Source organism: Nocardia alba NBRC 108234, from assembly GCF_001612665.1.
GTDB lineage: Bacteria > Actinomycetota > Actinomycetes > Mycobacteriales > Mycobacteriaceae > Nocardia > Nocardia alba.
On sequence record NZ_BDAX01000010.1, the window covers coordinates 39,178 to 64,782 of the forward strand.

Sequence of the window (25,605 nt, forward strand, 5' to 3'; positions counted from 1 at the left end):
AGACCGCATGGCCCGGATTGCCGTTGCCCACTCGGCACGGTATCTTTCCTGCGGTAAAAGAAGACCTCCAGTTGGTTCTGCGCTCGCATCGCTCCGCGACCTCCCCGCGCGGGCCGGGGTCACACGTGGAAGCAGAGGCAACGCACGCGGATGGAACCTGCATCGCGCTCCTGGCAATTCAGCCTGTCCAACTGGTCGGTTACGCGCAAGGTCGGTGTGGTGCTGGTGCTACCGGTGATGCTCGCCACCACCTTCGCCGTACTGCGGATCAACAACGAGCTACAGACGATGACGCAGCTCGGCGCGGCCAGCGAACAGGCCACCGTCATCCGTCCCGTCATCAAATTCGCCACCGCGACCGAGCAACTCGCCGTCGCCGCGACGGCCAACTGGGGTGCGATCGCCGACCCGCAGACCGACGCCGCGCTCACCACCTATGACCAGGCGCTCGCCGAGGTGCAGAGCGCCCTGCGCTCGGCCCGCATCGACTCCGGCGTCGCCAGTGAACTCACCGCGGCCACCACCACCGGCGCCACGCTGCGCAACACCGTGCGTGGCGGCTCCCCGGCGATGGTCGGTGAGCAGACCGACGAGATCGGGGAGCGGATCGGCAACGCGCTGGCGAAGACCCCGCAGGTCGAGGACTTCGTCGTGCAGCGCTACTTCTTGCAGCTCACCGCGCTGCACCAGGCCCGCCGGGTGCTCACCCGTGAGCGCACCCTGGTCGTCTCGCCCGAGTCGGGTCGCAGCCAGAGCGCGCGCGCGAAGATGCTCGTCGAGCTCGGCTCCGAACTGAACATGATCAAGACCTACGGGATCATCCTGCCCGAGCACGCGGTCAGCCAGGCGGCGCTGATCGACGCGGTGCAGACCCGGATCAGCGTGTTCAGCCAGAACAACGGCGACCCGACCACCAACGCGGCGGTGCTCAACACGCTCCAGGTCAGCGCCGACACCTACTCCTCCACGATCTCCGCGCTGCTCGACAACATCGACCGCACCCTCGACAGCAATACCGCGACCGCGCAGACCGGCGCGCTGCGCGAGACCACCCTGGTACTCGGCATGCTGCTGGGCGGTCTCGCGCTCGCGCTCGCCGTGGCCCGCACCCTGGTGGTGCCGGTGCGCAGGCTGCGCCGCGACGCGCTCGAGGTCGCGCATGTGAAGCTGCCCGACGAGCTGGCCGTGGTCCGCAGCGGCGGCGCCACGCCGGAGATCAGCCCGGTGGGCGTGCATTCCACCGACGAGATCGGTCAGCTGGCCCGCGCCGTCGACGAGATCCACGAACAGGCCCTGAATCTGGCAGGCGATCAGGCCCGCCTGCGCCTGCAGATCGGCAATATGTTCGAGACGCTCTCGCGGCGCAGCCAATCGCTGGTGGAGCAGCAGCTCGCGCTCATCGAGGAACTCGAGCACGACGAGGACAACCCCACTCGCCTGCAGACGCTGTTCCGGCTCGACCACCTCGCCACCCGCATGCGCCGCAACGGCGACAACCTGCTCGTGCTCGCGGGCACCGTGCTGCGCCGCGGTCACCTGCCGCCGGTACCGCTGTCGGACATGCTGTGGAGCGCGGTCTCCCAGGTGGAGGACTACCAGCGAGTCGAGATCGGCAATGTGCCCGACGGTGTCGTCGCCGGTGAGTCCGCGGTCGATATCGAGCACCTGCTCGCCGAGCTCATCGACAACGCCCTGCGCTACTCCCCGCCGAGCACCTCGGTGGCGGTCATCGTCGGCCGGGCGGTCGACAGCGGCTATCTGATCGAGATCACCGACCGCGGCCTCGGCATGTCGGCCGACGATCTGCAGACGACCAACGACCGGCTCGCCTCCGGTGGCGAGGTCACTATCGAAACCGCTCGCCGAATGGGCCTTTTCGTGGTCGGCAGGCTCGCCAAGCGCCACACCATCACCGTGAGCCTGCGCCGGACCAGCGGTGCGGCTCCCCAGCCCGGCATCACGGCCAGTGTGCATCTTCCCAGCGCGCTCGTCGCGCCGCCGCCACCCATGGCGTCGGGTCCGGCCACCGGCCCGAACCCGCTGGTCTCGCCCGGAACGAACCCGCTCGCGCCCGCTGGGATCGGCCCCTACGCGCTGACTCCGGCCGACATCACCGGCCCGAATCCGATCATGGCGGCCGGACCGCGCCCCTTGGTCTCGCTCGACGCCGCGACCGAACTCGACCTCCCGGTCTCCCCGTTGCCCGCGCTGCCGTCGTTCGCGAGTCACAGTCCACTTTTCCCGTCCGCCGACCTGCCCACTACCAGTATGGTTCTGCCGCAACGGGTTCCGGCTGCGGTGCCGGCACCCCTGCCGGAACCGGTCGCCGTCGAGCCAGAGGACGACGCGGCCCCGGTCGGCATGTGGGCCGAGCACGATCACGACGCCGATGATCTTCCGGAGGCGACCGATCCGACGACGCCTGCCACCGACTCACCTTTCGGGCTGCCGCAGCGCATCCCCGCGAGCGCGCTGGCCGAGCTCGCCGCGAGCTCCGCACCGGCCGCACCCCCGGCGCCGCCGGAACCGGTGCCGAGCCCCATCGACGTCGACCCGATGCCGACGACGAGCACCCGGTTGCAGCCGGTCTCCGGTCCGGCACCGACCCCGATCTACCAGCGCATGGTCTCGGAGTGGCTCGTCGAACCCGCCTCCGCCCCGACCGAATCCGGAAACGGCGACGCGGCCTCGTGGAGCGCCCCCGGCGACGCGGGCTGGTCGGCCGCCGCCGAGGCGGACCACCCACCCACGTCCTCGCGAACGAGCGGCGGGCTGCCGATCCGCAAGCCGGGCGCCCAGCTCGTCCCCGGCGGGCTCACCCCCGCGGAGGAGGCGGGCGCTCGCGACCCCGAGGAGATCCGCAACAACCTGACCCGACATCTCAGCGGCGTCCGCAGCGGCCGTGCCGAGATCCAGCACAACGATGGAGGCCTCGAATGAGCAACGCGCACCCCACCGACGAGAATCTGAACTGGTTGGTCGCCCGCTTCACCCGCGACGTACCGGGCGTCTCGCACGCGGTGCTCGTCTCGGCCGACGGGTTGCTCCAAGCGACCAGTCCCCACCTACCCGCGGACCGCGCCGAGCAATTGGCCGCGGTCACCGCCGGACTCGCCAGTCTGTCGATGGGTGCCGCGCACCTGTTCGACGGCGGCAAGGTGATGCAGTCGATCGTGGAGATGCAGCGGGGCTATCTGCTGGTGATGAGCGTCGGAAATGGTTCGCACCTGGCGGTTCTGGCCAACAAGAGCCACGACATCGGCCGCATCGGCTACGAGATGGCGTTGCTTGTCGACCGGGTGGGCTCGGCGGTTACCGCCACTGCCCGCTCCGCCGGCTGAGGTGAGATGTCGAGCCCTTACGGATCCGATCAACGGCCGACTACCAGGGTCAGGCCCTATGCCCTGACTTCCGGCCGCACCGAGCCCGCGATCGCGCTGCCTTTGGAGGCGGTCGTCGAAACGGTCTCTTATACAGCGCACAATGACTGGTCCGCAGGTGATTTGCGGATCGAAATCGTGCGTCTTGCCACACATCGGCTTTCTGTCGTCGAGATTGCCGCATACCTTGGACGCCCACTGGGTATGGTCCGGGTGATGATCGGCGATCTCGTAGTGGGCGGGATTCTTCGAGTGCATTCGACGCTGACCGAACAGGCGAGCTACGACGAACGCCGATCACTGATGGAGAGGACTTTGCGTGGACTCCGTGGCCTCTGATGGCATGCGCGCGCCGGCACAAGAACAACGGGTCGCATCGACCAAAATCGTCGTCGCCGGCGGATTCGGCGCGGGCAAGACGACTTTCGTCGGTGCGGTGTCGGAGATCGTGCCGCTGCGCACCGAGGCGATGGTGACCCATTTCTCCGACGGCATCGACGATCTCGCCGAAACGCCGGAAAAAGAAACCACCACCGTGGCCATGGACTTCGGGCGCATCGTGCTTCCCGGCAACCTGGTGCTCTACCTGTTCGGTACCCCGGGCCAGAAGCGCTTCTGGTTCATGTGGGACGACCTGATCCGTGGCGCCATCGGCGCGGTCGTGCTGATCGATACGCGCAGGCTGGAAGACAGCTTCGCCGCCGTCGACTTCTTCGAGGCGCGCGGACTGCCCTTCCTGATCGCGGTGAACCGCTTCCCCAACGCTCCCCGCTTCCCGATCGCCGAACTGCGCGAAGCGCTCTCGGTGCGCGAGGGCATCCCGATCGTCGACATCGACGCGCGCAACGCCGTCGAGGTCCGTCAGGCACTGGCGGCGGTGACCGAATACGCCATCGCCCAGCTCGAACCGCAGCAGTTCGAAGGTGCGGGCAGGCGTGCCTGATCTGTTCGCCGCGACCGGTGCCGAGATCTTCGCGCACGGCACCGGGATCGCCTGGCTCGCGTTGGATCTGTCGGCGCTCAGCGCGCTGGTGTCGTTCGCCTGCATCCGGCACGCGAAGTACTCGATCCGGTTCCGGCTGATCTGGCTCACGATGGCCGCGGTCTCGCTCGGCGGGGTCGGGCTGTGGCTGGCGAATTCGGTCGCGCTGTTGGCGATGCGGGTGTACGACAGCACCATGCGGTACAACGTCGCGCTCGGCGCGGCGGCGTTGGCCATCGCGGTGGTCGGCGTGCTGGCCGGATTGCTGATCAGCGGCCGAACCCCTCAGATACCGCGACTGATCATCGGCGGGCTGACGATGGGGTTGAGCGTCGGGCTGTCGACCTTCCTGACCCTGGACGCGCTCGCCGTGCAGGGCACAGTCGACGAGTCGCTCGGACTCATCGGGGTGTCGGTGCTGGTGTCGATGGCGCTGTGCACCGCGACCCTGTGGGTGTCGCAGGTGGTTCGACGGGTGCCGATGCGTGTGCTGATGGCGGTGTTGTTCGCGCTCGGCGTCGCGGCTGTGTATTACACGGCCGTCGCGGCGTTGAGCTTCTCGATCGATCCGGGTGTCCGGACTCCGTCCGGGATCCCCCTGTTCGACCTGGTGTTCCCGATGTTCGTGATCGGTGCGCTCGGCTTGACCGTGCCGATCACCGCGGTGCTGGTAGCTCCGGATCGGCGCGACGCCGCGGCCCAGGCGCGTCAGCCCGTTCCGGTCCGCTGAACCCAACCAGCTAACGTCCGGTTTGTCGGAATCTTTCCGGTCATCCGCCCCGGTGATCCGAGTGCTCACGACCTGCGGCGAACTGCCGCGAAAACCGCCCCTGAAGTGGCGATGAGCGGGTTCCCGATACTTTGGGAACCCGCCCTCCCGCACGAGAGTACATACCTGTGCGGGACTCCGCATCAGTGGTTGGGGAATTTTCTTGTGGCGGAAAACAAACCAAGAGTTGGTAATGCGGCCTCCAGCAAATTATCCGCAAGCCGCTGAACGCGTCCACACCAAGTGGCGCCCATCACACGGTTAACGGAACGATTGCCCCGAACCCCCGAACCGGGCCCTGAACAGGCATAACAGCACCGAAGAAAGACCCCTGGACAGGATGGCCGGCGGCACGAACCGCCGAGCCGGTGAAACCACCACACGATGCGTTGACCGAGTTATGGTCGCTGCGGGCACATTCGCCCCGTTCAGCACATCCGAGGTTCGTACGAAGGAGTTCGCATGGCCGTCAATGTGGTGCTCGACAAAGTCCTCGACAAGGAATTCGAGAACAAGAAGCTCGCCGAGATTCTCGCCTCGCCCCCGTCGGCGCTGGCCGGCCTCACCGAAGCGCACGACAAGCAGCTGCTCGAGGCGCTGAAGATCAAGACCATCGCCGACCTGGGCAACAACAAGTACTTCCAGCTCGCCGCGACCCTGGTCGCACTGTCCGAGCGCGAAGGCTGAGTCCGATAGCGGCTGGCGCCGCGGGGTTTGCGGCCCCCTGGTGCCTCGCATCCGAGGGGCGATACTGCGGCTTCGCCGTTACGTCTCGCCCCTCGGATGCGAGGCGGGCCGCAAACCCGGGACTGTAGGGACATACAACGGCCTGCCTGGTGGTTTCTCGGCAGGCCGTGGGGTCGGTGTCAGAGGCGGGTGGGGTCGATCATGCCCTTGCGGACGGCGTTGACTATGCGTCTCGGTACGCGGTATTCGACGCCGCCTACTGTGACCGGGACCAGCTGTGGGACTTGCGCTTTCCACTGTGCGCGTCTGCTTCTCGTGTTCGAGCGCGACATTCTGCGCTTGGGGACCGCCATGATTCAGCCTTCCTTGCTTGCGCGCGAGCGCTTTCCGTACTTGCGCTCGAACTTCTCGACCCGGCCCTGGGTGTCCAGGTTGCGGGCGGTGCCTGTCCAGAACGGGTGCGAGTCCGAGGTCACGTCGACCAGCATGAGTGGATAGGTGTTGCCGTCGGCCCATTCGATCGTGCGGTCACTGGTCGCGGTCGACCTGGTCAGGAACTGTTTCCCGGTGCTCGCGTCCTCGAACACGACGGGGTGATAGTCGGGGTGGATGTTGGCTTTCATGCCGTTTCTCCTCTCGGGTTGGTGCGCTCGCTCGCCGTGGCCTCCGAGAAGGTCGCCTCGGTGGGGTCGGCGCAGGGGTCTCGGTGCCAGTCGCCGAAGGGGTCCTCCCACAACGCGACTCGTTCCGGAGCTCGATCGACGAGCAGCAGTTCGTCGTCCTCGACCAGCGCCCAGTGCAGGGCGTGGCGGATCTCGGCGGGGTCGGCGTCGTGGGCCAGGATCACCAGCGACACGTCGCGATCGCCGAACCGCTCGTCCCAGCCGAGGGCGGCCATCGCCCGCCGAGTCGGATCGGCGGTGGCCTGCTCGTCGGTACTCATCGCGGCCAACCAGCGACCGGCGCCGCCGACCCGCAGTCCGCCACCGGCCGACTCGAGCCAGACCACATGGTCGGGCTGGGTCGCCAGCCAGATCCGGCCGCGGGCGGTGACGACACCGTCGAGGAGCACGTCCAGCGCCTCGTGCAGCCGCGCGGGATGGAACGGCCTGCGGGCGGCGAATTCGACGATCGAGACGCCACAGTCGGTACTCAGCGGCGGCTGCCCGCGCAACAGCGGCGCGTGCGCGTCGAAGATCCGGCCCCGCCGCGACTCGGCGGGCACGCGGGTCAGCAGCGCACCGATCTCGATGGCGTCGAAGCCGGGAAGTTCGGGCAGCCAGGCTACCGGCGCCGCGGGCGCGAGACGGGCGAGAACAGCCGCCAGCCGTTCCCGGTCGAGCGCGTCGGTACCGGCGGTGAGCACGACCAGCGCGTCGGCGAAGTCGACCTGACCGACGGCCACCTGCGCGACCGTCCGCTCGTCATCGGCCGCGGCGAGACCACGATCGGCCAGCACCTCGTCGCCGGTGGCGTCGGCGAGCCACTGCTGCCCGTCCAGGCAGGTCAGCACGGCGTCGATCCGCACGGTGCGACCGGCGGGCCCGTCGACGCGGTCGGCTACCCCACTCACCTCGACCTGCTCGATCGCGTGGCACAGCGCCTCCGCCTCGATCCCGGGATCCAGCGCCAGCACGATCCGCTCGACGTGCTCGCGCGTGGCCAGCGTGCACAGCATCGGCAGCAGGTCGGCGCGCAGCGTGCACGACACGCATCCGTGTGCCAGTTCGAGCACCGTGGTGCTCACGGTTCCCGCGGTCCGCACCGTGCGCCGCACCACGCCCTCGCGTAATTCGGCGAGGTCGTGGTGCACCACCACGGTGCCCGTGTCCTCGCTCAGCGTCGCCGCGATGTGCTCGACGCCGCCCATGGCGGGTCCGGAGAAGCCGGCCAGCAGCACCACGGGCGTTCTCCGGTCTGACTGGTCCAGCACCCGATACCCCTTTCGACAATGATTTTCATTTACCTCACGGCGACTGTACAGTGCGGAATAATCGTTGTCGAAAATGGTTGTCATAACCATGGAAGGAGGTCGCATGTCGGCCCACTGCCAGGTCACCGGTCGCAAGCCCGGCTTCGGAAAAGCCGTCTCCCACTCGCACCGGCGCACCAGCCGACGCTGGAACCCCAACATCCAGCACAAGACCTACTACCTGCCCAGCGAGGGCCGCCGCGTCACGCTGACGGTCTCCACCAAGGGCATCAAGACCATCGACCGCGACGGGATCGAGGCTGTCGTAGCCCGCATCCGCGCTCGTGGGGACAAGATCTAGGAGCTGAACATGGCCTCGAGGACCACCGATATCCGGCCGATCGTCAAGCTGAAGTCCACCGCCGACACCGGCTTCACCTACGTCACCCGCAAGAACCGCCGCAACGACCCCGACCGGCTGGTCCTGCGCAAGTACGACCCTGTCGTGCGCCGCCACGTCGACTTCCGCGAGGAGCGCTGACGCTGCCTGAGCGGGCGTCACCACGTAGGTTCAGTGAAGGGAGCCGATAAATGGCCAAGAAATCCAAGATCGCCCGCAACGAGCAGCGGCGTGCGATCGTCGCGCGGTTCGCGGCGAGGCGCGCCGAACTCAAGGAGATCATCCGCAAGCCGAGCACCGGCGACGCCGAACGCACGGCCGCCCAGGCCGAACTGCGCAACCAGCCACGCGATGCCAGTCCGGTACGATTGCGCAATCGGGACGCCGCTGACGGCCGCCCACGCGGCTATCTCCGCAAGTTCGGCCTCTCCCGTGTTCGTGTGCGCGAGATGGCCCACCGGGGCGAGCTTCCCGGGGTCAGCAAATCGAGCTGGTAGAGACTCCCCAAACTGATTCGTGAGAAGGAATATCCCATGGCAGTGAAGCGAGCACCGTCCAAGAAGGCACGCGCCGACCAGGGGCGTAAGCCGAAGAAGAATCCGCTGATCGCCGCGGGTATCGAGTACGTCGACTACAAAGACGTCAACCTGCTGCGTACCTTCATCTCCGATCGCGGCAAGATCCGCAGCCGCCGCGTCACCGGTCTGACCCCGCAGCAGCAGCGGCAGGTCGCCGTCGCGGTGAAGAACGCGCGCGAGATGGCGTTGCTGCCGTTCACCACCACCAAGTAGCGCCGTGAACGCGAGAATGGCCCCGAAGCTGTTGCCTCGGGGCCACTTTCGTCTGTGTACTACGGGATGGTCAGTACCTGTCCCTCGTTGATCAGATCCGGGTTGTCGATACCGGAGGCCGCGGCGATCTCCTGGTAGCGGTTGCCGTCACCGTAGAAGCGCTCGGCGATGGCCCACAGGGTGTCGCCCGACTCGACCGTGTAGGTCTGCGCGGCCGGCGGCGGCGGGACCTCTTCGGCGATCGGTGCGGCCGCGACCGGCTCGGGCTCGGGCTCGGGCTCCGGAGCGGGCAGCGGGTTGTCGGTGTTGGTGGCGGTGGCCCACGCGGCCGAGCCGTCGGTGCCGTAGAGCACGACGTTGCGGTCGGGCTGCACAACCAGCCTGTCGATCTCCTGGCCGCTGGTGTCGGTCGCCCAGATGCGCGCGCCGCCACCGCCGTAGATGACGAAGTCGCCGTCGTGCTGCAGAGCCGCGCGCTGCGCGTCCTGCCCGTGGGTCATCGCGGCCCAGACGACGTTGCCGTCGGGCTCGGTCAGCACCAGATTGCCATCCGGCTGCAGAGTCAGGGTGTACGCACCGCCGGTCAGGGACTGTCCCAGTCCCAGTTCTTCGCCTGCGCGCAGCGTGTCGCCCACGTTGTTCCTTTCGAAGAAGCCAATTTCAGAGCTGAACAGAAGATGCCGGCCGATTGCCGCAGTGCCGCATCGCAGCCGAATCTAGTCGCCGCGGCGGGGAAATGGAGGACTTATGCGCAGGGTTCGCGGAAAGTTCACGGTCGGGCCGTGCCGCTAGGGTTGACGCCATGAGAACGATGTCGCGCTACACCGCCGCGGCGGCGGCCGTGGCCGTGCTGATCGCGCCCCTCACCGCCTGCGGATCCTCGGATGATTCTGCGCCCCAACCGAATACGTCGAACACCCACACCCGCCCCGAGGATCCGAACACCGGCATCGGCAAACCCTTCACCGCGGATCCGACCCTCGTCAACCCGAGCCCGATCCCCTTCACATCCTGGAACCGACTGAGCGACAACACGATCAGCGTCAACTTCCAGACCGGCAACCCCGAGTGCTACGCCGTCGACGCCACCGTCACCGAAACCGCCGAGTCGGTCACCGTCGCCCTTCGCTCCGGGACCAGAGCGGACTCGGTGAACAAGATGTGCACCATGAACGCCGTTTTCGGCACGCTGGAAATCCCCTTGAGCGCACCACTGGGTAGCCGCGCGGTACTCGACGCCGGATAACCGGGAACGGGTGCCGCACCGAGGATTCGGCGCGGCACCCGTTCCCGGATCAGGACTCAGTGCGCGAAGTGGCGGGCACCCGTCAGGTACAGGGTGACGCCGGCTTCCTTGCAGAGTTCGATGGTGTCCTTGTCACGGATCGAACCGCCCGGCTGCACGATCGCGCGAACGCCCGCGGCCACCAGGATCTCCGGCCCGTCCGAGAACGGGAAGAAGGCGTCGGAGGCGGCGACGGAGCCCTTCGCGCGCTCCCCGGCGCGCTCCACCGCGAGCTTGCAGGAGTCGACGCGGTTGACCTGGCCCATGCCGACGCCGACCGCGGCGCCGTCCTCGGCCAGCAGGATCGCGTTCGACTTCACCGAACGGCATGCGCGCCAAGCGAATTCGAGGTCGGCCAGGGTGGTGACGTCGGCCGGGTCGCCCGCGGCGAGAGTCCAGTTGACCGGATCGTCGCCCGCGGCGTCGAGAACGTCACGGTCCTGCAGCAGCGCACCGCCGCTGATCGGGCGCAGCTCCACGCCCTTGCGCTGGGGCGCTTGCGCCACCAGCACGCGCACATTCTTCTTGCGCTGCAACACTTCCACCGCGCCGGGCGCGTACCCCGGGGCGATGATCACCTCGGTGAAGATCTCGGCGACCTGCTCGGCCATCTCGACGCTCACCTCACGGTTGGCCGCGATCACGCCGCCGTAGGCGCTGACCGGGTCGGTGGCGTGCGCCTTGCGATGCGCCTCGGCGATATCCCCCGCCACGGCGATGCCGCACGGGTTGGCGTGCTTGATCACCGCCACCGCGGGCTCGTCGAAATCGAACGCGGCCCGCCAGGCGGCGTCACCGTCGGTGTAGTTGTTGTACGACATGTCCTTGCCGTGCAGCTGCTCGGCCTGCGCGATCCCGACCGTGCCGTCGTTGCTGGTGTACAGCGCGGCGGCCTGGTGCGGGTTCTCGCCATAGCGCAGCACCGCGGCGCGCTCCCACGAACCGGCGACCCAGCCGGGGAACTGCTCGGTCTCCTCGGCGACGGCGGGCACGGCGACCGAGCCCATCCAGCTCGCGACGGCCACGTCGTAGCTCGCGGTGTGCTGGAAGGCCTTGGCGGCCAACGCGGTCCGCTCGGCGAGGGTGAACCCGCCGGACTTCACCGCGGCGAGCACGTCGTCGTAGTCGGTGACGTCGACGACCACACCCACCGAGGGATGGTTCTTCGCCGCCGCGCGCACCATCGACGGCCCGCCGATATCGATCTGCTCGACGCACTCGTCCACACTCGCGCCACTGGCCACGGTCTGGGTGAACGGATACAGGTTCACCACCACCAGCTCGAACGCCTCGACACCGAGTTCCACGAGCTGCTCGACGTGCTCAGCGCGACGCGTGTCGGCCAGGATGCCCGCGTGCACGCGCGGATGCAGCGTCTTGACCCGGCCGTCGAGGGTCTCCGGGAACCCGGTCAGCTCTTCGACCCTGGTGACCGGAATCCCGGCCTCGGCGATCTTGCCCGCGGTCGACCCGGTGGACACCAACTCCACACCGGCCGCGTGCAGCCCGGTGGCGAGCTCGATGAGCCCGGTCTTGTCGTAGACGCTCACCAGCGCCCTCTGGATCGCCTTACGTTCACTCACCGGCGTGCTCGCTCACTGGTATTTCTGCCTTTCGTCCGTCGGAGACAATGCCTCGCGTCGCGACGGCGGCGATGACCTCCGCCAGCAACCGTCGCTCGACAACCTTGATGCGCTCCTGCAGCGTGTCCACGTCGTCGCCGGGGATCACGGCGACCGCTTCCTGAGCGAGGATCGGGCCGGTGTCCACGCCCGCGTCGACCAGGTGCACGGTGCAGCCGGTGACCTTCACGCCGTAGGCGAGCGCGTCACGCACCCCGTGCGCGCCGGGGAACGACGGCAGCAGCGCGGGATGGGTATTGATGAGCCGGCCGCCGAACCGTTCCATGAACGCCGGACCGAGGATTTTCATGAAACCCGCCAGGACCACCAGATCGGGCTTGTGCTCGTCGACGGCCTCGGTGAGGGCGACGTTCCAGGCTTCGCGATCGGGGAAATCTGTGAGCCCCACCTTGAAGTGCGGCACTGCGGCGGCCTCGGCGTGCGCGGTGGCCGGGCAGTCCCGGTCGACACCGACGGCGACGATCCGCGCCGGGTAGCCCGGCTCACGTGCGGCGGCCAGCAGTGCGTTGAGCAGCGAGCCGGTGCCCGAGGCGAGAACGACGACGGTGGCCGGGGTTCTGGCGGGCTTCCACGGGGCATACGAGGACGTCAGCGCTCTACTCCTGCGTGTGATCGGGCGACGGCGACGGCGATAGGCGCCGGGTCGAGCTTAGCGACCGGGGGTCTCGTCCTCGTCCGGCAGGTCCGACTCGACCACTTCGGCATCGACGATGTCGTCGGCGGGCTCGTCGGTCGAGCCAGGGGCGGCGATGCTCACTTCGAGGTCGTCGTCGAAGTCCTCGACCAGTTCGCCGTCGACTTCGACTGCGGGATCGTCGTATTCGACGGCATCGGTGTGCTCGGCGGGATCATCGTCCTCGTCGTCGTGCTCCTCCTCGTCGTCATACTCGTCGTAGTAGTCGTCCTCGTAGTCGTAGTCGTCCTCGTACTCGTCGTCGTATTCGTCGTAGTCCTCGACCGGCGCGGTCGGTGCGAGGAAGCGGCGGGCGAACACCATGCCGACGAAGCCACCGAAACCGAACCAGGTGACCATCAGCACGACCAGCATCAGCAGATCGACGCCGACCCATCCGATGGCGCCGAGCTGACCGCTGCCGAGGATCGCGAGCATCAGCAACGTCAGCGTGGACAACGCGGCGCAGGTGAGGGTTGCCCACGGCGCGCCGGGCCGGTCGTCGCTGGTGCGGCCGAGTTCGATCCCGCCGAGCACGCCGACCGCGAGCGGAATGAGCAGCAGCGCCGCCCACCACGCGGACGCGGGCCCTTCCGGCACGGGGATCAGCGCGGGCAGCACCGGCATATGCCCGCCGGTCACGCCGAACAGCCCGACCGACCCCGCGCCGAACAGCACCGCGGCGCCACTGAGGATCCCCGCCGCGCCGATCACCACATTCGGCAGATACAGCAGGGAGAGCAAGGACATTCCCAGCACGTCGGTGACGTTGTGCGCCTGCCGGAAAGCACCGTCGAGCCGGGACAGGTGCGCGAAGAAGGAGATCACCGTGGCCAGCGCGGCACAGCCGAGCATCCGCAACACGGTGCGCCGCGCGGCGCGGGCGCCGAGAACCGCCCATTGCGGGATCTCGATCGGCACCAGCGCGCACAGCGAGCCCCACGCCCGACCGCCGATCCCGGCGGCGGCCGCGAACAGGTACAGCACGAACACCCAGCCGAACGCCGCGAACGGACCCGACGATTCCAGCGGGGTGACACCCGCGGCGTCGCCGGTGACTGCCAGGCAGACGGCCGTCATCAGCAGCGGACCTGCCAGCACAGCACCGGCCAGCCAGCCCAGTTCGACAGGGGTCGGGCGGTGGGGGACGGCACGCGCGCATTCGCGGGCGGCCAGCCAGACCAGCACGATCGTCGGCACCAGCGGCAGCAGGCCGAGGGTCGTCCTGCCGACCGTGAGCGGAACCTGATGGGCGGCGAGCCACGTCGCGGCGACCGCGGCGGGGGCACTGGTGAGATCGGTACCGGTGGTGAGCATCACCACGAGGACGAGCAGCACCGTCGCGGCCAAGGCGGTGATCGTCGGCCTCGCCGCGACCAACAGCAGGGTTCGCGCCCGCTCGGGCGAGAGCGACCACCAGACGGGGTCGTGCCCGGGCGGTGACGGGGCGACTGTCTCCCCGGTGCCGCGCGACCCGGAGGTCCGGCGCACGAGGGCGTTACGGGAGCTCATGACAATTCAGCGTGGCAGCTTCCCCGGCAGCCGCGGGTCAGGCGCGCCGCGAGCCCACAGGCGTACCTGTGGGCTCGCGATCGAACCCGGACCACCGTGCGACAGCCGTCGGTTCTACTTGTTGTCGTCGTTCGGACGGAACGCGGTGGTCGCGTCGGCCGCCGGATCGGCGGTCTGCTCGCCACCGAACGGTTGCGGGTGGCCGGGCGAGGACTGCTGCGCGCCACCGTAGGTCGGCGCACCGAACGGCTGGCCCTGCTGCTGCCCACCGAACGTCTGCGTCGCGCTCTCGTCGGGACGCGGCTGCGGCTGCGGCTGCGGCGCCGAACCGTACGGCGAGGGCTGCTGCTGCGGGGCACCGTACTGCTGGCCGTACGGCGACTGCTGCGCCGGCTGGCCGTAGGACTGACCCGGCTGGCCATAGGGCTGCGGTGCCTGTGGCACCGACGGCTGGCTCTGCTGGCCGTACGGCGACGGCGACTGCGTCGGGTACTGGCCACCGGTCTGGGGCTGGCCGTAACCGGCCTGCCCGTAGGGCTGCTGGCCGGTGCTCTGGCCGTAGGACTGCCCCGGCTGGCCATAACCCTGCTGCTGGCCGTACTGACCGTATTGGCCCGGCTGCTGTTGCGGCTGGGGCGGTTTCGGCGCAGGCACCTTCACGATGCCGAGTCCGAACAGCAACGCCAGCACCAGTAGCACGGCGACGATGAACGAGAACGCGGCCACCACGAACGCGCCCCACTGCAGTTCCATGCCTTCGCCCACGCTGATCAGCGACACCACAACGCCGAGGAACGAGGCGACGGCGAGCGCGGCGGCGACACCGAGAACGTTCTGCTTGGGCAGCAGCGACAGCCCGGCCAGTAAGGCAGCGGCCAGGATCAGCGTCGCCAGCGCGGCGGCGCTCGATTCGAACATGCTGCCGGTGGTGGTCTCGCGCAGCGCGGTGAAACCGACATAGGGCGCGAAGCCGAGGAGGAAGGTGACGACGCCGAGTCCGGCGGCGGCAGCGGTCAGAATGAACGGCAGTCCTTTGCCTTCCGACCCGGTCGATGGCGCTGCCGCGGCGGCTCCGGTACTCGGGCCCTGCGGCGCGGCGGGTGTCGCGGGTGTGTTGTACCCGGAGCCCCCGGTCGGGTAAGACATGTCTCGTCGTCTCCTTGTCGAGTCGTGCGCAGTCGAGTCGTGCGCATCGGTCGCGTCGAACTGACTGGTGCCTGATCCAATACTTGACGCTACTGCACGTCCGTCCACCGGTCATCACCTACCGACACCGGCTGTGGATAAACCACCGCCTGTGGATAAATCGACGAAGGCCGCCCAGGTTAAACCTGAAAGCGGCCTTCGACAGTGTGATTTTTCAGATCCCTGACGGGTCAGGCAGAAGCGATGGACGCCTTCTCCAGGATCTCGCGGGCGAGCGCGGCGGTCGCGGACGGCGTCTTGCCGACCTTCACGCCCGCGGCCTCCAGCGCTTCCTGCTTGGCCTGCGCGGTGCCGCCGCCACTGGAGACGATGGCGCCGGCGTGGCCCATGGTCTTGCCCTCGGGCGCGGTGAAACCGGCGACGTAGCCGACGACCGGCTTGGTCACATTGGCCTTGATGTAGGCCGCGGCACGCTCCTCGGCGTCACCACCGATCTCGCCGATCATGACGATGATCTTGGTCTCGGGATCCTTCTCGAACGCCTCGATGGCGTCGATGTGGGTGGTGCCGATCACCGGGTCGCCGCCGATGCCGATCGCGGTCGAGAAACCGAAATCGCGCAGCTCGTACATCATCTGGTAGGTCAGGGTGCCCGACTTCGACACCAGGCCGATCGGGCCCTTACCGGTGATGTTGTTCGGGGTGATGCCGACCAGCGCCTCGCCGGGGGTGATGATGCCGGGGCAGTTCGGGCCGATGATGCGGGTCTTCTCGCCCTTTTCGACGTTGTAGGCCCACGCGTAGGCGGAGTCCTGCACCGGGATGCCCTCGGTGATGACCACGAGCAGCGGGATCTCCGCGTCGATGGCCTCGATGATGGCGTCCTTGGAGAAGGCGGGCGGCACGAACGCGATGGAGGTGTCGGCGCCGGTCTTCTCGATCGCCTCGGCGACGGAGGCGAACACGGGCAGCTCGATCGTGTTGCCGTCTTTGTCGGTGTGGGTGACCGTGGTCCCGGCCTTGCGCGCGTTCACGCCGCCGACGACGTTGGTGCCCGCCTTCAGCATCAGCGCGGTGTGCTTGGTGCCCTCGCCGCCGGTGATGCCCTGGACGATGACCTTGTTGTCCTTGTTCAGGAAGATGGACATGTTCGCTGTTCCTTACTTGGCGCTGAAGGCGAGTTCGGCGGCCTTGTCGGCGCCCTCGTCCATGGTCTGGGCCAGCGTCACCAGCGGGTGGTTGGCCTCGGCGAGGATGCGACGACCCTCTTCGACGTTGTTGCCGTCCAGACGAACGACCAGCGGCTTGGTGGCTGCGGCACCGAGCACCTCGAGGGCGCCCACGATGCCGTTGGCGACCGCGTCACAGGCGGTGATGCCACCGAAGACATTGACGAACACGCTCTTGACCTGCGCATCGCCCAGGATGACGTCCAGGCCCGCGGCCATCACCGAAGCCGAAGCGCCACCGCCGATGTCGAGGAAGTTGGCCGGCTTCACGCCGCCGTGGTTCTCACCGGCGTACGCGACGACGTCCAGGGTCGACATGACCAGACCGGCGCCGTTGCCGATGATGCCGACCTCACCGTCGAGCTTGACGTAGTTGAGGTCGTTTTCCTTGGCCTTGAGCTCGAGCGGGTCGGTCGCGTCGACATCGGCGAACTCGAGGTGGTCGGGATGCCGGTACTCGGCGTTCTCGTCCAGGGTGACCTTGCCGTCGAGGGCGAGGATCTCGTCGGTGGGAGTGCGCACCAGCGGGTTGACCTCGACCAGGGTGGTGTCCTCGTTGACGAAGACCTCCCACAGCTTCTGGATGGTCACGGCCGCGGCGTCGAGCACGTCGGCGGGCAGGTGGCCCTTCTCCGCGATCTCACGGGCGAAGGCCAGGTCGACACCCTTGACGGCGTCGACGGCGATCTTGGCCAGGCGCTCGGGAGTCTTCTCCGCGACCTCTTCGATCTCCATGCCGCCCTCGACCGAACACATGGCCAGGTAGGTGCGGTTGGAACGGTCGAGCAGGAAGGAGATGTAGTACTCCTCCGCGATGTCCTTGGCCTCGGCGACCAGGAGCTTCTTGACGATGTGGCCCTTGATGTCGAGGCCGAGGATGTTCTGCGCGTGCGTGAACGCGTCTTCCGGGGTGGCCGCGTACTTGACGCCGCCAGCCTTGCCGCGGCCGCCCACCTTGACCTGCGCCTTGACCATCACGGGCTTGCCGATTTCCTCGGCAATGGCGCGTGCTTCTTCAGCCGTGTCGCAAACACGACCCTCGGACGAAGGCACTCCGTGCTTAACGAAGAGCTCCTTCGCCTGATATTCGAAGAGATCCATGTACTCACCGTCTCGTCTGCGTTGCTATGACAACGTCTTTGTTGGCGGCCCGACGTCGGTAGCGGGTCGGATCGGACTGTAGCTAGTCACGGGGAGGGCTAAACGACCACGTTCATAGTAAGTGGCGCAGGTCACGACCCATAACGGGAGCCCCGGAAAACCGCTGGCCAAGGCTACTGGCGAGTAGTTTTCGGACGTTTCGCGATGCCTTGGCAGGTAGGGCCACCTAAAGCCGGAACCCCCCGACATCTACTACGTTATGTCGTCGACGAGCCTCACCCGGGAGGCCGGAAAACGGTGAGATATTCCTCCGCGTTACGGTGACGAATGTCACACGTAGGTGTAGGTTTTCGACCAGCGCTTGCCACTCTGCAATCGCTTCGTTACCGTCAATGCGGTCGAAGTCACAACCAGGTCACGACAACCAGGTCACGACTGGCAAGTCAGGACTGAGGAGGACGACAAGCTTGAGGTACTTCAGTACTCGCTTGGAACAGCTGGCGAATCGGCACAGCCGATGAACCACCGCTCTACCCTTCCAGTCGAAAATCGCACGAACTCCGGTCACCGTTACCGGTATGCCGACGAATACACGTCGCATCCGCAGGGCCGCCGAGCCCCCGCCGCCGCATGGCCGCAGGCCGACGACGCGTGGCGCGACCAGAACACCTGGTCCGACGACGCGGCGTGGACGCCCGCCGAGGACGAGTGGACCGCCGACGAGTCCTATGACACCGGCGCCTACACCGCCGACTGGGCGCCCGTGGCCGAGCAGCCCGCCGCGGAGCAAGCACCCGTGCCGCGCCGCGCAGAACGGCGTGGCGGCGCACATCGCGTTCCCGCGCCACCCGCCGCGCTGAAAGGCCGCGCCGCGGTCATCGCCGTTGCCGCCGGCGCGGTTGTCGCCGCGGGTCAGGCGGCCGTGGCCGATCCGGGCCAGCCCGCGCACGGTGTCGATTACGAGGCAGCGGGCCAGGTCCACGAGATCGCCGCCCAGTCGATGAGCACAGCCGACATCAACGACCCCGGCACCGGGGTGGCACCGCAAGTGCTCGACGCCACCGCCATCGCCGACAAGAACCACTTCGACGACATCCTGGCCAAGGGCGCCAAGTTCGCCGAAGACCTCGCCGCCCAGGAATCCGCCAAGCTGCGGCCCTTGTTCGCCAAGTTCGCCGCGGGCAACTACACCTCCGGCTTCGGCGCCCGCTGGGGTGTCCAGCACCTCGGTATCGATGTGGCGGGCCCGATCGGTACCCCGATCTACTCGGTCGCCGACGGCACCATCATCGAAGCGGGTCCGGCCTCCGGTTTCGGCATGTGGGTCCGGGTCCTGCACGACGACGGCACCGTCACCATCTACGGCCACATCGACACCGCCACGGTCTCGCAGGGCGAGCGCGTGATGGCGGGCGACCAGATCGCCACGATGGGCAACCGCGGCTTCTCCACCGGACCGCACTGCCACTTCGAAGTCTGGCTCAACGGCACGGACAAGATCGACCCTGTTCCGTGGCTCGCTACCCGCGGCATCAGCCTGGGCGTACAACGAGACTGACCATCGCCGTAGACACGGGTAGCTCGCTTGTTTGCCCCCGGCGCGTTCGGGCTCGAGGCTGTCCTCCCCGCATAGGCGGCTGCCCGCTGCTTGTGGTCGGTCTCATTGCGTGATCAGCGGCACGCTTCCACTGAGCAGGTGGCGGGGTTAGCGTTTCGGCTATGGCTGGTACGACGAAGTACACGCAGTTCATCGGGCTCGCACCGGAATTGGTGTGGGGGGTGCTCGCGGAGCTCGAGCAGTGGCCGGTGTGGAATCCCGGAGTGCGGTCGGTGCGGATGCACGGGCCGGTTGCCGTTGGCGCCACCGGCGACTATCTCCCCAACGGAAAAGTCTCGGCGCGCATTCACCAGCGGTTCGCGCGACCGTTCACCGTGACCGTGTTCGAACCGGATCGTGAGCTCGGTATCGAGCAGCCCGAACCCGCGGGCACCATGTATCTCACCTGGCGGCTGACGCCGCGCGACGGCGGCACCGAGATCACCCAGGAACTGCGGTTCACCGGCCCCTCCGCCGCGGCGGCCCGCACCCTCGTGCGCCCGTTCATCGAAACCGATGCGCGCGTGAACTTCTCGCGGCTGGCCCGGCTGGCCGGACTCACGCCTGTCGACGACGCGCTGAATGTCGTCATCGCCGGTGGTACCGGGGCGCTGGGTCTCCAGGTCGCCGCCGACCTGACCTGCCGCGGACAACGCGTCACCCTACTGACCCGCCGCCGCAACCCGGATCTGCCGTTCCGCCAGACCGAATGGGACGGCCGCTCGATCGGTCCCTGGTCCGCCGAACTGCGTGAACCCGGGCGGCTGGCGGTGATCAATCTCGCCGGAAAGCTGGTCGATTGTCGGCCGACCGAGCGCAATGTCGCCGAATTGCGCTCCAGCCGAGTCGATTCCACCACCGCCCTGGTCGCCGCGGCAGGACTGCGCGATACTCCCGTCGACTACTGGGTCCAGGCCAGCACCACGGCCATCTGGTCGGACGCGGGCGAAACCCGGTGCACCGAGACAACTCCCCTCCCCGTCGGACTCCCGCAGATGACCGGCGTCGCCCAGCCGTGGGAGGAGGCGTTCGATCCTGCCCGCGCCGACCATTCGACGATCCTGCGTACCTCCATCGTCCTCGACCCCGACGCCCCCGCCCTCAAACGCCTCGGCCAGCTCACCAAGGCCGGTCTCGGCGGCCGTGTCGGTCCCGGCGATCAGTGGTTCAGCTGGATCCACATCGAGGACTGGCTGGCCATCGTCCGCGCCGCCCTCGGCCTCGACCCCACGGTCACCCTCCCCGACGGCATCGTCGTAGCCGCCACCGAATTCCCGGTCCGCAACACCGAACTCATGGCCACCCTCCGCCGAATCCTGCACCGACCCCCATCACCCCCCACCCCCGCGACGATCCTGAGAATCGGCGCGGTGGCCCTGCGCACCGACCCCGCACTGGGCCTGACCGGCCGCCACGCCACCTCCGAGGTCCTGCGCGAAGCGGGCTTCGACTTCCGCTACCCCACCCTCGACGAGGCCCTGACCGACCTCTTCGCGCACTGAACCTCGATCACAACTTCACAATCGTCCGGCTGAACTGCGGAATCAACCGAATCTTGCCCGCGGACCCGAAGTCGATGGTCACCGTAGCCAACGGCCCCACCCCATCAGCCGCCACGACGCGCCCCAACCCGTACTTGTCATCGGTGACCCGGTCGCCCACCGCGAGAACGAGTTCGGTGTTGTTGCGCTTCACGGCCCCGCCCGGCGCGGGCCGACGCTCACCCGATCCCCCACGCACACCGGGCCGCTGATCCCACCCGCTTCCGCTGGTCCAATCCCGATCGAATCCACTGTCCTCACCCCGACGCCGCCCGCGCTGCACCGGCGAGATCACCGGCTCCAGCCTGCGCCAATCCAGCAGATGCTGCGGAATCTCCTGTAGGAATCGAGATTCCGGGTTCGACACCGGCTGCCCCCAGCCGGACCGCACCACCGCGCGCGACAGATAGAGCCGCTGGCGAGCCCGCGTGATCCCCACATAGGCCAGGCGGCGCTCCTCGGCCAGCTCGCTGGGATCACCGAGCGCCCGCATATGGGGGAATTGCCCGTCTTCCCAACCGGTCACGAAGACCACTGGGAATTCCAGTCCCTTGGCCGTGTGCAGCGTCATCATGGTGACCACACCCGTGCCCTCGTCGGGGATCTGATCGGTATCGGCGACCAGCGACACGCGTTCGAGGAACGCCGCGAGCGACCCGGGCTCCGGTTCGCCGTCGCCTGCTTCGGGCACCAGCCCCTCCTCACGCGCGGCCTCGGCGTTGTTGAACGCCTCGGAGCTGAATTCGCGTGCGACGCTGACCAATTCGTTGAGGTTGTCGAGCCGCGCGCCGTCCTGCGGATCGTCGGAGGCTTCCAGTTCACCGCGATATCCGGTGCGATCGAGCACTGCCTCGACGACATTTCCCACATCGGGGTAGTCGCTGTCGGCCCGCTTTCCGGCCACCCGAATCTCATCGAGCAGTTCGAGGAACCCCGCGATCGCCCGCTGCGCGCGGGTGTTGAGCAACGCGACTTTGCCATCGGCCGCGTCACGCAGCGCCGCGGCGAAACCGATGCCGCGCTGTTCGGCGTGCACCGCCACGCACGCCTCCGCGCGATCACCGATCCCGCGGCGCGGGGTGTTCAGAATGCGACGCACACTCACCGCGTCTTCGGGATTCTCCAGCACGCGCAGGTAGGCGACCACATCACGCACTTCCTTGCGCTCGTAGAACCGCACCCCACCGACGACCTTGTAGGGCAGCCCCATCCGGATGAAGATCTCTTCCAGCGCACGCGAATTGTTGTTGGTGCGATAGAACACCGCCACGTCGCCGTAGTTGGCCTCGCCCGTGTCGACGAGCCGGTCGATCTCCTTGGCGACGAAGGACGCTTCGTCGTGCTCGTTGTCGGCGACGTAGCCGGTGATCAGTTCACCTTCACCGGAATCGGTCCACAGTTTCTTCTCGCGCCGACCCTCGTTGCGCGCGATCACCGCGTTGGCGGCGGACAGAATGTGCTGCGTCGAGCGGTAGTTCTGTTCCAGCAGAATGGTTTCCGCGTCCGGGAAATCGCGTTCGAATTCCTCGATGTTGCGAATGGTGGCGCCACGGAACGCGTAGATGGACTGATCGGCGTCGCCGACCACGCACAGCTCACTCGGCTCGACCGCCTGCTCGTCCGCCTCGCTGTGGTGCCCGACCAGTTCACGCACCAGCACATATTGGGCGTGGTTGGTGTCCTGGTACTCGTCGACCAGCACGTGCCGGAACCGGCGCCGGTAGTACTCGGCGACCTGAGGATGGTTCTGCAGCAACGCGACCGTCTCGCCGATCAGATCGTCGAAGTCCATCGCGTTCGCGGTGCGCAACCGCCGCTGATACTCGGCGTAGACGCGGGCGACCAGGGCTGGCAGTTCGGTGTCGTCGGCTTGCGCGTCGACGGCGGCCTTTTCCGGACCGATCAGTTCGTTCTTCAGATTCGAAATGGCGGTCGACAGCAAACGCGCCGAATACTTCTTCGTATCGATCTCGAAATCGCGACTGATCATCGTGAGCAACCGACGCGAATCATCGGCGTCGTAGATCGAGAAATTCGAATTCAACCCGGGCAGCAGGGCCGCCTGCATCCGCAGGATGCGCACACAGCTGGAGTGGAAGGTCGACACCCACATGTTGGCCGCCCGCGGACCGACGATCCCGGCGACTCGTTCCCGCATCTCGGCGGCGGCCTTGTTGGTGAAGGTGATGGCCAGGATCTCGCCGGTGCGGACACCGCGCGCCGCGAGCAGATAGGCGATTCGGCGGGTGAGCACCGCGGTCTTGCCCGAACCGGCGCCCGCCACGATCAGCAACGGGGATCCCGCGTGCATCACCGCGGCCCGCTGGGGCGGGTTGAGTCCGTCGAGCAGACGCTCGATCTCCTCGGCGCGCTCTCGTGCCCGCTCCTCGCGGCGCTGCGACTGTTCGGCGCTGTTGCGGGCCGCCGCCTGAGCCAGCGCGGACGCGCCGGTGCCACCGCCGTCCCGGGGCGGTAGCGCGGCGCCCTCGGGCGCGCGCGCGGGTTCGCTGGGATCGGTGGCTGATGCGTGGGGAGCGACCGTGATATCCATCGTCTGTCCACGCTACCGGCGGCCACCGACAAGCCGCGAACCGCCGCCACCGCGATGACCGGCCGACGACAGCCGCGCGAACGACCGGTGAACCCGGCCAGGTCGACGCGGGCGGCACCTGGTGAACGTTCTCAGCGAATTCACAAATTGAACTGTTTTGCCTACCTACGGCCCCATGGCAGACTGAGCGAGATGGTCAGCGCTCGTCCGCGCGCCGGGGATCGGCAACCGATCCGATATCGTGCGGGCGTACGACTGATCGCGCACTCCCCGGGGGATCGAGTACTGCCCAGCGGGAAAAGTTTCACGGTGACGGAACAGATCGGGTAACAGGCCGTTCGGTTTGACCGATCCAAGTTCTGACACGAGGAGATGAATGATGAGCACCCCAGCTACGGCCACCGGTTCCGATTCGGCACTGCCGCAATCCGAAGCCGAGATCGACAAGCTCCGCCTCGAGATCGATCAGCTCGATGCCACGATCCTCGCCGCGATCAAACGTCGCAGCGAGATTTCCCGGATCATCGGCCGCACCCGGATGGCCTCCGGCGGGACGCGCCTGGTCCACAGCCGTGAGATGAAAGTGCTCGAGCGCTTCAGTGAGCTCGGCCAGGAGGGACACACCCTCGCCATGCTCCTGCTCCGCCTCGGCCGCGGCCGTCTCGGCCGCTAGCCCCAGACCACAGAACCACGCGGCGAACCAGCCAGTTCGCCGCTTCCATGAAGCCGCCCCGGGTGCGACATCATCCCCGGGGCGGTTATTTTTCGGTCCGGCTCAGGTCAGGGCGATGTACTTGGTGTTCAGGTACTCCTCGATGCCCTCGGTACCGCCCTCACGACCGAAACCCGATTCCTTGACCCCGCCGAACGGGGCGGCCGGGTCGGAGATGACACCACGGTTCACGCCGACCATGCCGCTCTCCATCGCCTCCGAGATACGAAGCGCGCGATCGAGATCTCGGGTGAAAACGTAGCTGACCAGACCGTATTCGGTGTCGTTCGCGGCGGCGACGCCCTCGTCCTCGGTATCGAAGGCGACGATCGGGGCAACCGGACCGAACACTTCCTCGCGCAGGATGCGCGCGGTCGGCGGGACGTCGCCCAGGATCGTGGCCGGGTAGTACCACCCCGGACCGCCGGGGACCTTCCCGCCGATCAGCGCTCGCGCGCCCACCGAGACCGCGTCGTCGACCAGATCGCTCACGATCTCGCGCTGGTCCTCGCTCACCAGCGGGCCCAGGGTGGTCGCGGCGTCGGTGCCGGGACCCAGCACGACGGTGTCGGCCACCGCGGCGACGAACTTCTCGGTGAACTCGGCGACCACGCCACGCTGCACGTAGAACCGGTTGGCCGCGGTACAGGCTTCGCCGCCGTTGCGCAGTTTCGCCTGCATCGCCCCGGCCACGGCGGCGTCGATATCGGCATCGTCGAAGACGACGAACGGCGCGTTGCCGCCCAGTTCCATGGACGTGCGCAGCAGCCGGTTCGCGGACGCCGCGACGAGCTTCCTACCGACCTCGGTGGAGCCGGTGAAGGTGAGCTTGCGCAGCCGCGGGTCGTCGAGCAGCGGGCCGGTGACGGCCCCGGAACGCTGGGTGGTGATCACCGAGAGCACCCCGTCGGGCAGCCCTGCCTCGCTGCAGAGCTTGGCCAGCGCCAGCATGGTCAGCGGCGTCACCGAGGCGGGTTTGACGATCATCGTGCAGCCCGCCGCCAGCGCGGGCCCGATCTTGCGGGTGCCCATGGCCAGCGGGAAATTCCACGGCGTGATGGCCAGGCACGGCCCCACCGGTTGCTTGGCGACCATGATCCGCCCGGTTCCCGAGGGCGCGTTCAGATACCGCCCGTGGATGCGCACCGCCTCCTCGCTGTTCCAGCGGAAGAACTCGGCGCCGTACCGCACCTCGTTGCGGCTCTCCGACAGCGCCTTGCCCATCTCGAGCGTCATCAGCAGCGCGAAATCCTCCGCCCGCGCGGTGAGCTGCTCGAACACCGTGCGCAGGATCTCGCCCCGCTCGCGGGCCGGCGTCGCCGCCCACGCCCGCCCCGCCGCGACGGCCGCGTCCAACGCCCGCACCGCGTCCTCGGGGGTCGCGTCCGCCACCTGTGCGATCACCGTCCCGTCGGCCGGATTGCGCACATCGAAAGTCCCACCCCCCGTGGCCTCTACAGGTCCGGAGCCGATCCACAACCCCTTGGGCACGAATTCGAGTACATCGCGTTCAGACACCATGAGCCCAGCCTATGCCCGTCACCCCGGCCGACACCCCAACTCCGAAATCGGACGATCACCGCTTTCCCCACCCACACCCGCGACTCCTGGGGAGCGGCGGCCACGAAGTGGCCGGTCCGCGGCCGGGCCGCCGGTCAGGCGCCGTTGCGTACGCGACGAAGGAGCAAGCAACG

Annotated in this window: 26 protein-coding genes; 14 read left to right on the forward strand and 12 right to left on the reverse strand. The window is 67.8% G+C overall.

What is annotated here, in order from left to right; all coding sequences use genetic code 11:
- Positions 1-150 precede the first annotated feature (150 nt).
- From NA12_RS12920 to NA12_RS12945, 6 genes are all read left to right on the forward strand, one after another.
- Complete coding sequence (locus NA12_RS12920) at positions 151-2,940, forward strand: sensor histidine kinase (RefSeq protein WP_067449575.1); 2,790 nt, start codon at positions 151-153, stop codon at positions 2,938-2,940.
- The gene (locus NA12_RS12925; protein ID WP_056813970.1) at positions 2,937-3,341 is read left to right on the forward strand and encodes a roadblock/LC7 domain-containing protein; all 405 of its coding nucleotides are present in this window, start codon (positions 2,937-2,939) and stop codon (positions 3,339-3,341) included. Before NA12_RS12920 ends, NA12_RS12925 begins: the two co-directional genes overlap by 4 nt.
- A 6-nt stretch (positions 3,342-3,347) precedes the next feature.
- Positions 3,348-3,719: a DUF742 domain-containing protein gene (locus tag NA12_RS12930; protein WP_067449576.1), complete on the forward strand. Its 372-nt coding sequence runs from the start codon at positions 3,348-3,350 to the stop codon at positions 3,717-3,719.
- Positions 3,720-3,723: 4 nt separating this feature from the next.
- Complete coding sequence (locus NA12_RS12935; RefSeq protein WP_067449734.1) at positions 3,724-4,323, forward strand: GTP-binding protein; 600 nt, start codon at positions 3,724-3,726, stop codon at positions 4,321-4,323.
- Complete coding sequence (locus NA12_RS12940; RefSeq protein ID WP_067449577.1) at positions 4,316-5,092, forward strand: MHYT domain-containing protein; 777 nt, start codon at positions 4,316-4,318, stop codon at positions 5,090-5,092. The genes NA12_RS12935 and NA12_RS12940 overlap by 8 nt, the downstream gene beginning before the upstream one ends.
- Before the next feature lie 501 nt (positions 5,093-5,593).
- Positions 5,594-5,818 (forward strand): hypothetical protein, encoded by a 225-nt coding sequence (locus NA12_RS12945; RefSeq protein WP_067449578.1) that lies wholly within the window; start codon positions 5,594-5,596, stop codon positions 5,816-5,818.
- A gap of 179 nt (positions 5,819-5,997) precedes the next feature.
- Here the strand turns inward: NA12_RS12945 and rpmF are convergent, their stop codons facing one another.
- The 3 genes from rpmF to mrf are packed head-to-tail and all read right to left on the reverse strand — an operon-like array spanning position 5,998 to position 7,751.
- Positions 5,998-6,171, reverse strand: coding sequence for a 50S ribosomal protein L32 (gene rpmF / locus NA12_RS33090; RefSeq protein WP_084472735.1), 174 nt, complete (start codon positions 6,169-6,171; stop codon positions 5,998-6,000).
- Between the two features lie 3 nt (positions 6,172-6,174).
- Complete coding sequence (locus NA12_RS12950) at positions 6,175-6,441, reverse strand: type B 50S ribosomal protein L31 (protein WP_067449579.1); 267 nt, start codon at positions 6,439-6,441, stop codon at positions 6,175-6,177.
- Positions 6,438-7,751, reverse strand: a complete 1,314-nt coding sequence (gene mrf / locus NA12_RS12955; protein ID WP_174551082.1) for a ribosome hibernation factor-recruiting GTPase MRF — start codon at positions 7,749-7,751, stop codon at positions 6,438-6,440. The genes NA12_RS12950 and mrf overlap by 4 nt, the downstream gene beginning before the upstream one ends.
- 103 nt (positions 7,752-7,854) lie before the next feature.
- Between mrf and rpmB the strand changes: the two genes are divergently transcribed.
- Genes rpmB through rpsR form a run of 4 tightly spaced genes read left to right on the forward strand, consistent with a single transcriptional unit; the run spans position 7,855 to position 8,921 of the window.
- Entirely contained in the window at positions 7,855-8,091 is a 237-nt protein-coding gene (gene rpmB, locus NA12_RS12960; protein ID WP_056813991.1) for a 50S ribosomal protein L28, read from the forward strand.
- Between the two features lie 9 nt (positions 8,092-8,100).
- A complete protein-coding gene (gene rpmG / locus NA12_RS12965; RefSeq protein WP_067449580.1) occupies positions 8,101-8,271 on the forward strand; it encodes a 50S ribosomal protein L33 in 171 nt (56 codons plus the stop codon).
- A 50-nt stretch (positions 8,272-8,321) separates the two neighbouring features.
- On the forward strand, positions 8,322-8,627 hold the full coding sequence (rpsN, locus tag NA12_RS12970) for a 30S ribosomal protein S14 (RefSeq protein WP_067449581.1): 306 nt from the start codon (positions 8,322-8,324) through the stop codon (positions 8,625-8,627).
- A gap of 36 nt (positions 8,628-8,663) precedes the next feature.
- Positions 8,664-8,921 carry a 30S ribosomal protein S18 gene (gene rpsR, locus NA12_RS12975; RefSeq protein WP_067449582.1) on the forward strand — a complete coding sequence of 86 codons (258 nt, stop codon included), beginning with the start codon at positions 8,664-8,666 and terminating at the stop codon, positions 8,919-8,921.
- A 59-nt stretch (positions 8,922-8,980) separates the two neighbouring features.
- On the opposite strand, the gene NA12_RS12980 is transcribed toward rpsR, so the two are convergent.
- The gene (locus tag NA12_RS12980) at positions 8,981-9,556 is read right to left on the reverse strand and encodes a LysM peptidoglycan-binding domain-containing protein (RefSeq protein ID WP_067449583.1); all 576 of its coding nucleotides are present in this window, start codon (positions 9,554-9,556) and stop codon (positions 8,981-8,983) included.
- 167 nt (positions 9,557-9,723) lie between these two features.
- Between NA12_RS12980 and NA12_RS12985 the strand changes: the two genes are divergently transcribed.
- Positions 9,724-10,167, forward strand: a complete 444-nt coding sequence (locus NA12_RS12985) for a hypothetical protein (protein ID WP_243654732.1) — start codon at positions 9,724-9,726, stop codon at positions 10,165-10,167.
- 56 nt (positions 10,168-10,223) lie between these two features.
- Here NA12_RS12985 and purH read toward each other — a convergent pair whose 3' ends face one another.
- From purH to sucC, 6 genes are all read right to left on the reverse strand, one after another.
- Entirely contained in the window at positions 10,224-11,789 is a 1,566-nt protein-coding gene (gene purH, locus NA12_RS12990) for a bifunctional phosphoribosylaminoimidazolecarboxamide formyltransferase/IMP cyclohydrolase (protein WP_067449585.1), read from the reverse strand.
- Positions 11,782-12,462, reverse strand: coding sequence for a phosphoribosylglycinamide formyltransferase (gene purN, locus NA12_RS12995; RefSeq protein WP_067449586.1), 681 nt, complete (start codon positions 12,460-12,462; stop codon positions 11,782-11,784). The genes purH and purN overlap by 8 nt, the downstream gene beginning before the upstream one ends.
- Before the next feature lie 36 nt (positions 12,463-12,498).
- On the reverse strand, positions 12,499-14,034 hold the full coding sequence (locus NA12_RS13000) for a cell division protein PerM (protein ID WP_067449587.1): 1,536 nt from the start codon (positions 14,032-14,034) through the stop codon (positions 12,499-12,501).
- A gap of 114 nt (positions 14,035-14,148) precedes the next feature.
- Entirely contained in the window at positions 14,149-15,180 is a 1,032-nt protein-coding gene (locus NA12_RS13005) for a DUF5336 domain-containing protein (protein WP_067449588.1), read from the reverse strand.
- Between the two features lie 230 nt (positions 15,181-15,410).
- Positions 15,411-16,328 carry a succinate--CoA ligase subunit alpha gene (sucD, locus tag NA12_RS13010; RefSeq protein ID WP_067449589.1) on the reverse strand — a complete coding sequence of 306 codons (918 nt, stop codon included), beginning with the start codon at positions 16,326-16,328 and terminating at the stop codon, positions 15,411-15,413.
- 12 nt (positions 16,329-16,340) lie between these two features.
- A complete protein-coding gene (gene sucC / locus NA12_RS13015; RefSeq protein ID WP_067449590.1) occupies positions 16,341-17,510 on the reverse strand; it encodes an ADP-forming succinate--CoA ligase subunit beta in 1,170 nt (389 codons plus the stop codon).
- 517 nt (positions 17,511-18,027) lie between these two features.
- Between sucC and NA12_RS13020 the strand changes: the two genes are divergently transcribed.
- On the forward strand, positions 18,028-19,068 hold the full coding sequence (locus NA12_RS13020) for a M23 family metallopeptidase (protein ID WP_067449591.1): 1,041 nt from the start codon (positions 18,028-18,030) through the stop codon (positions 19,066-19,068).
- Between the two features lie 161 nt (positions 19,069-19,229).
- The gene (locus NA12_RS13025; RefSeq protein ID WP_084472736.1) at positions 19,230-20,609 is read left to right on the forward strand and encodes a DUF1731 domain-containing protein; all 1,380 of its coding nucleotides are present in this window, start codon (positions 19,230-19,232) and stop codon (positions 20,607-20,609) included.
- 7 nt (positions 20,610-20,616) lie between these two features.
- Here the strand turns inward: NA12_RS13025 and NA12_RS13030 are convergent, their stop codons facing one another.
- Entirely contained in the window at positions 20,617-23,199 is a 2,583-nt protein-coding gene (locus tag NA12_RS13030; RefSeq protein WP_371855991.1) for a UvrD-helicase domain-containing protein, read from the reverse strand.
- Between the two features lie 379 nt (positions 23,200-23,578).
- Between NA12_RS13030 and NA12_RS13035 the strand changes: the two genes are divergently transcribed.
- Positions 23,579-23,872 carry a chorismate mutase gene (locus NA12_RS13035; RefSeq protein ID WP_067449740.1) on the forward strand — a complete coding sequence of 98 codons (294 nt, stop codon included), beginning with the start codon at positions 23,579-23,581 and terminating at the stop codon, positions 23,870-23,872.
- A 102-nt stretch (positions 23,873-23,974) separates the two neighbouring features.
- Here the strand turns inward: NA12_RS13035 and NA12_RS13040 are convergent, their stop codons facing one another.
- Entirely contained in the window at positions 23,975-25,432 is a 1,458-nt protein-coding gene (locus tag NA12_RS13040; RefSeq protein ID WP_067449592.1) for an NAD-dependent succinate-semialdehyde dehydrogenase, read from the reverse strand.
- Positions 25,433-25,605 lie beyond the last annotated feature (173 nt).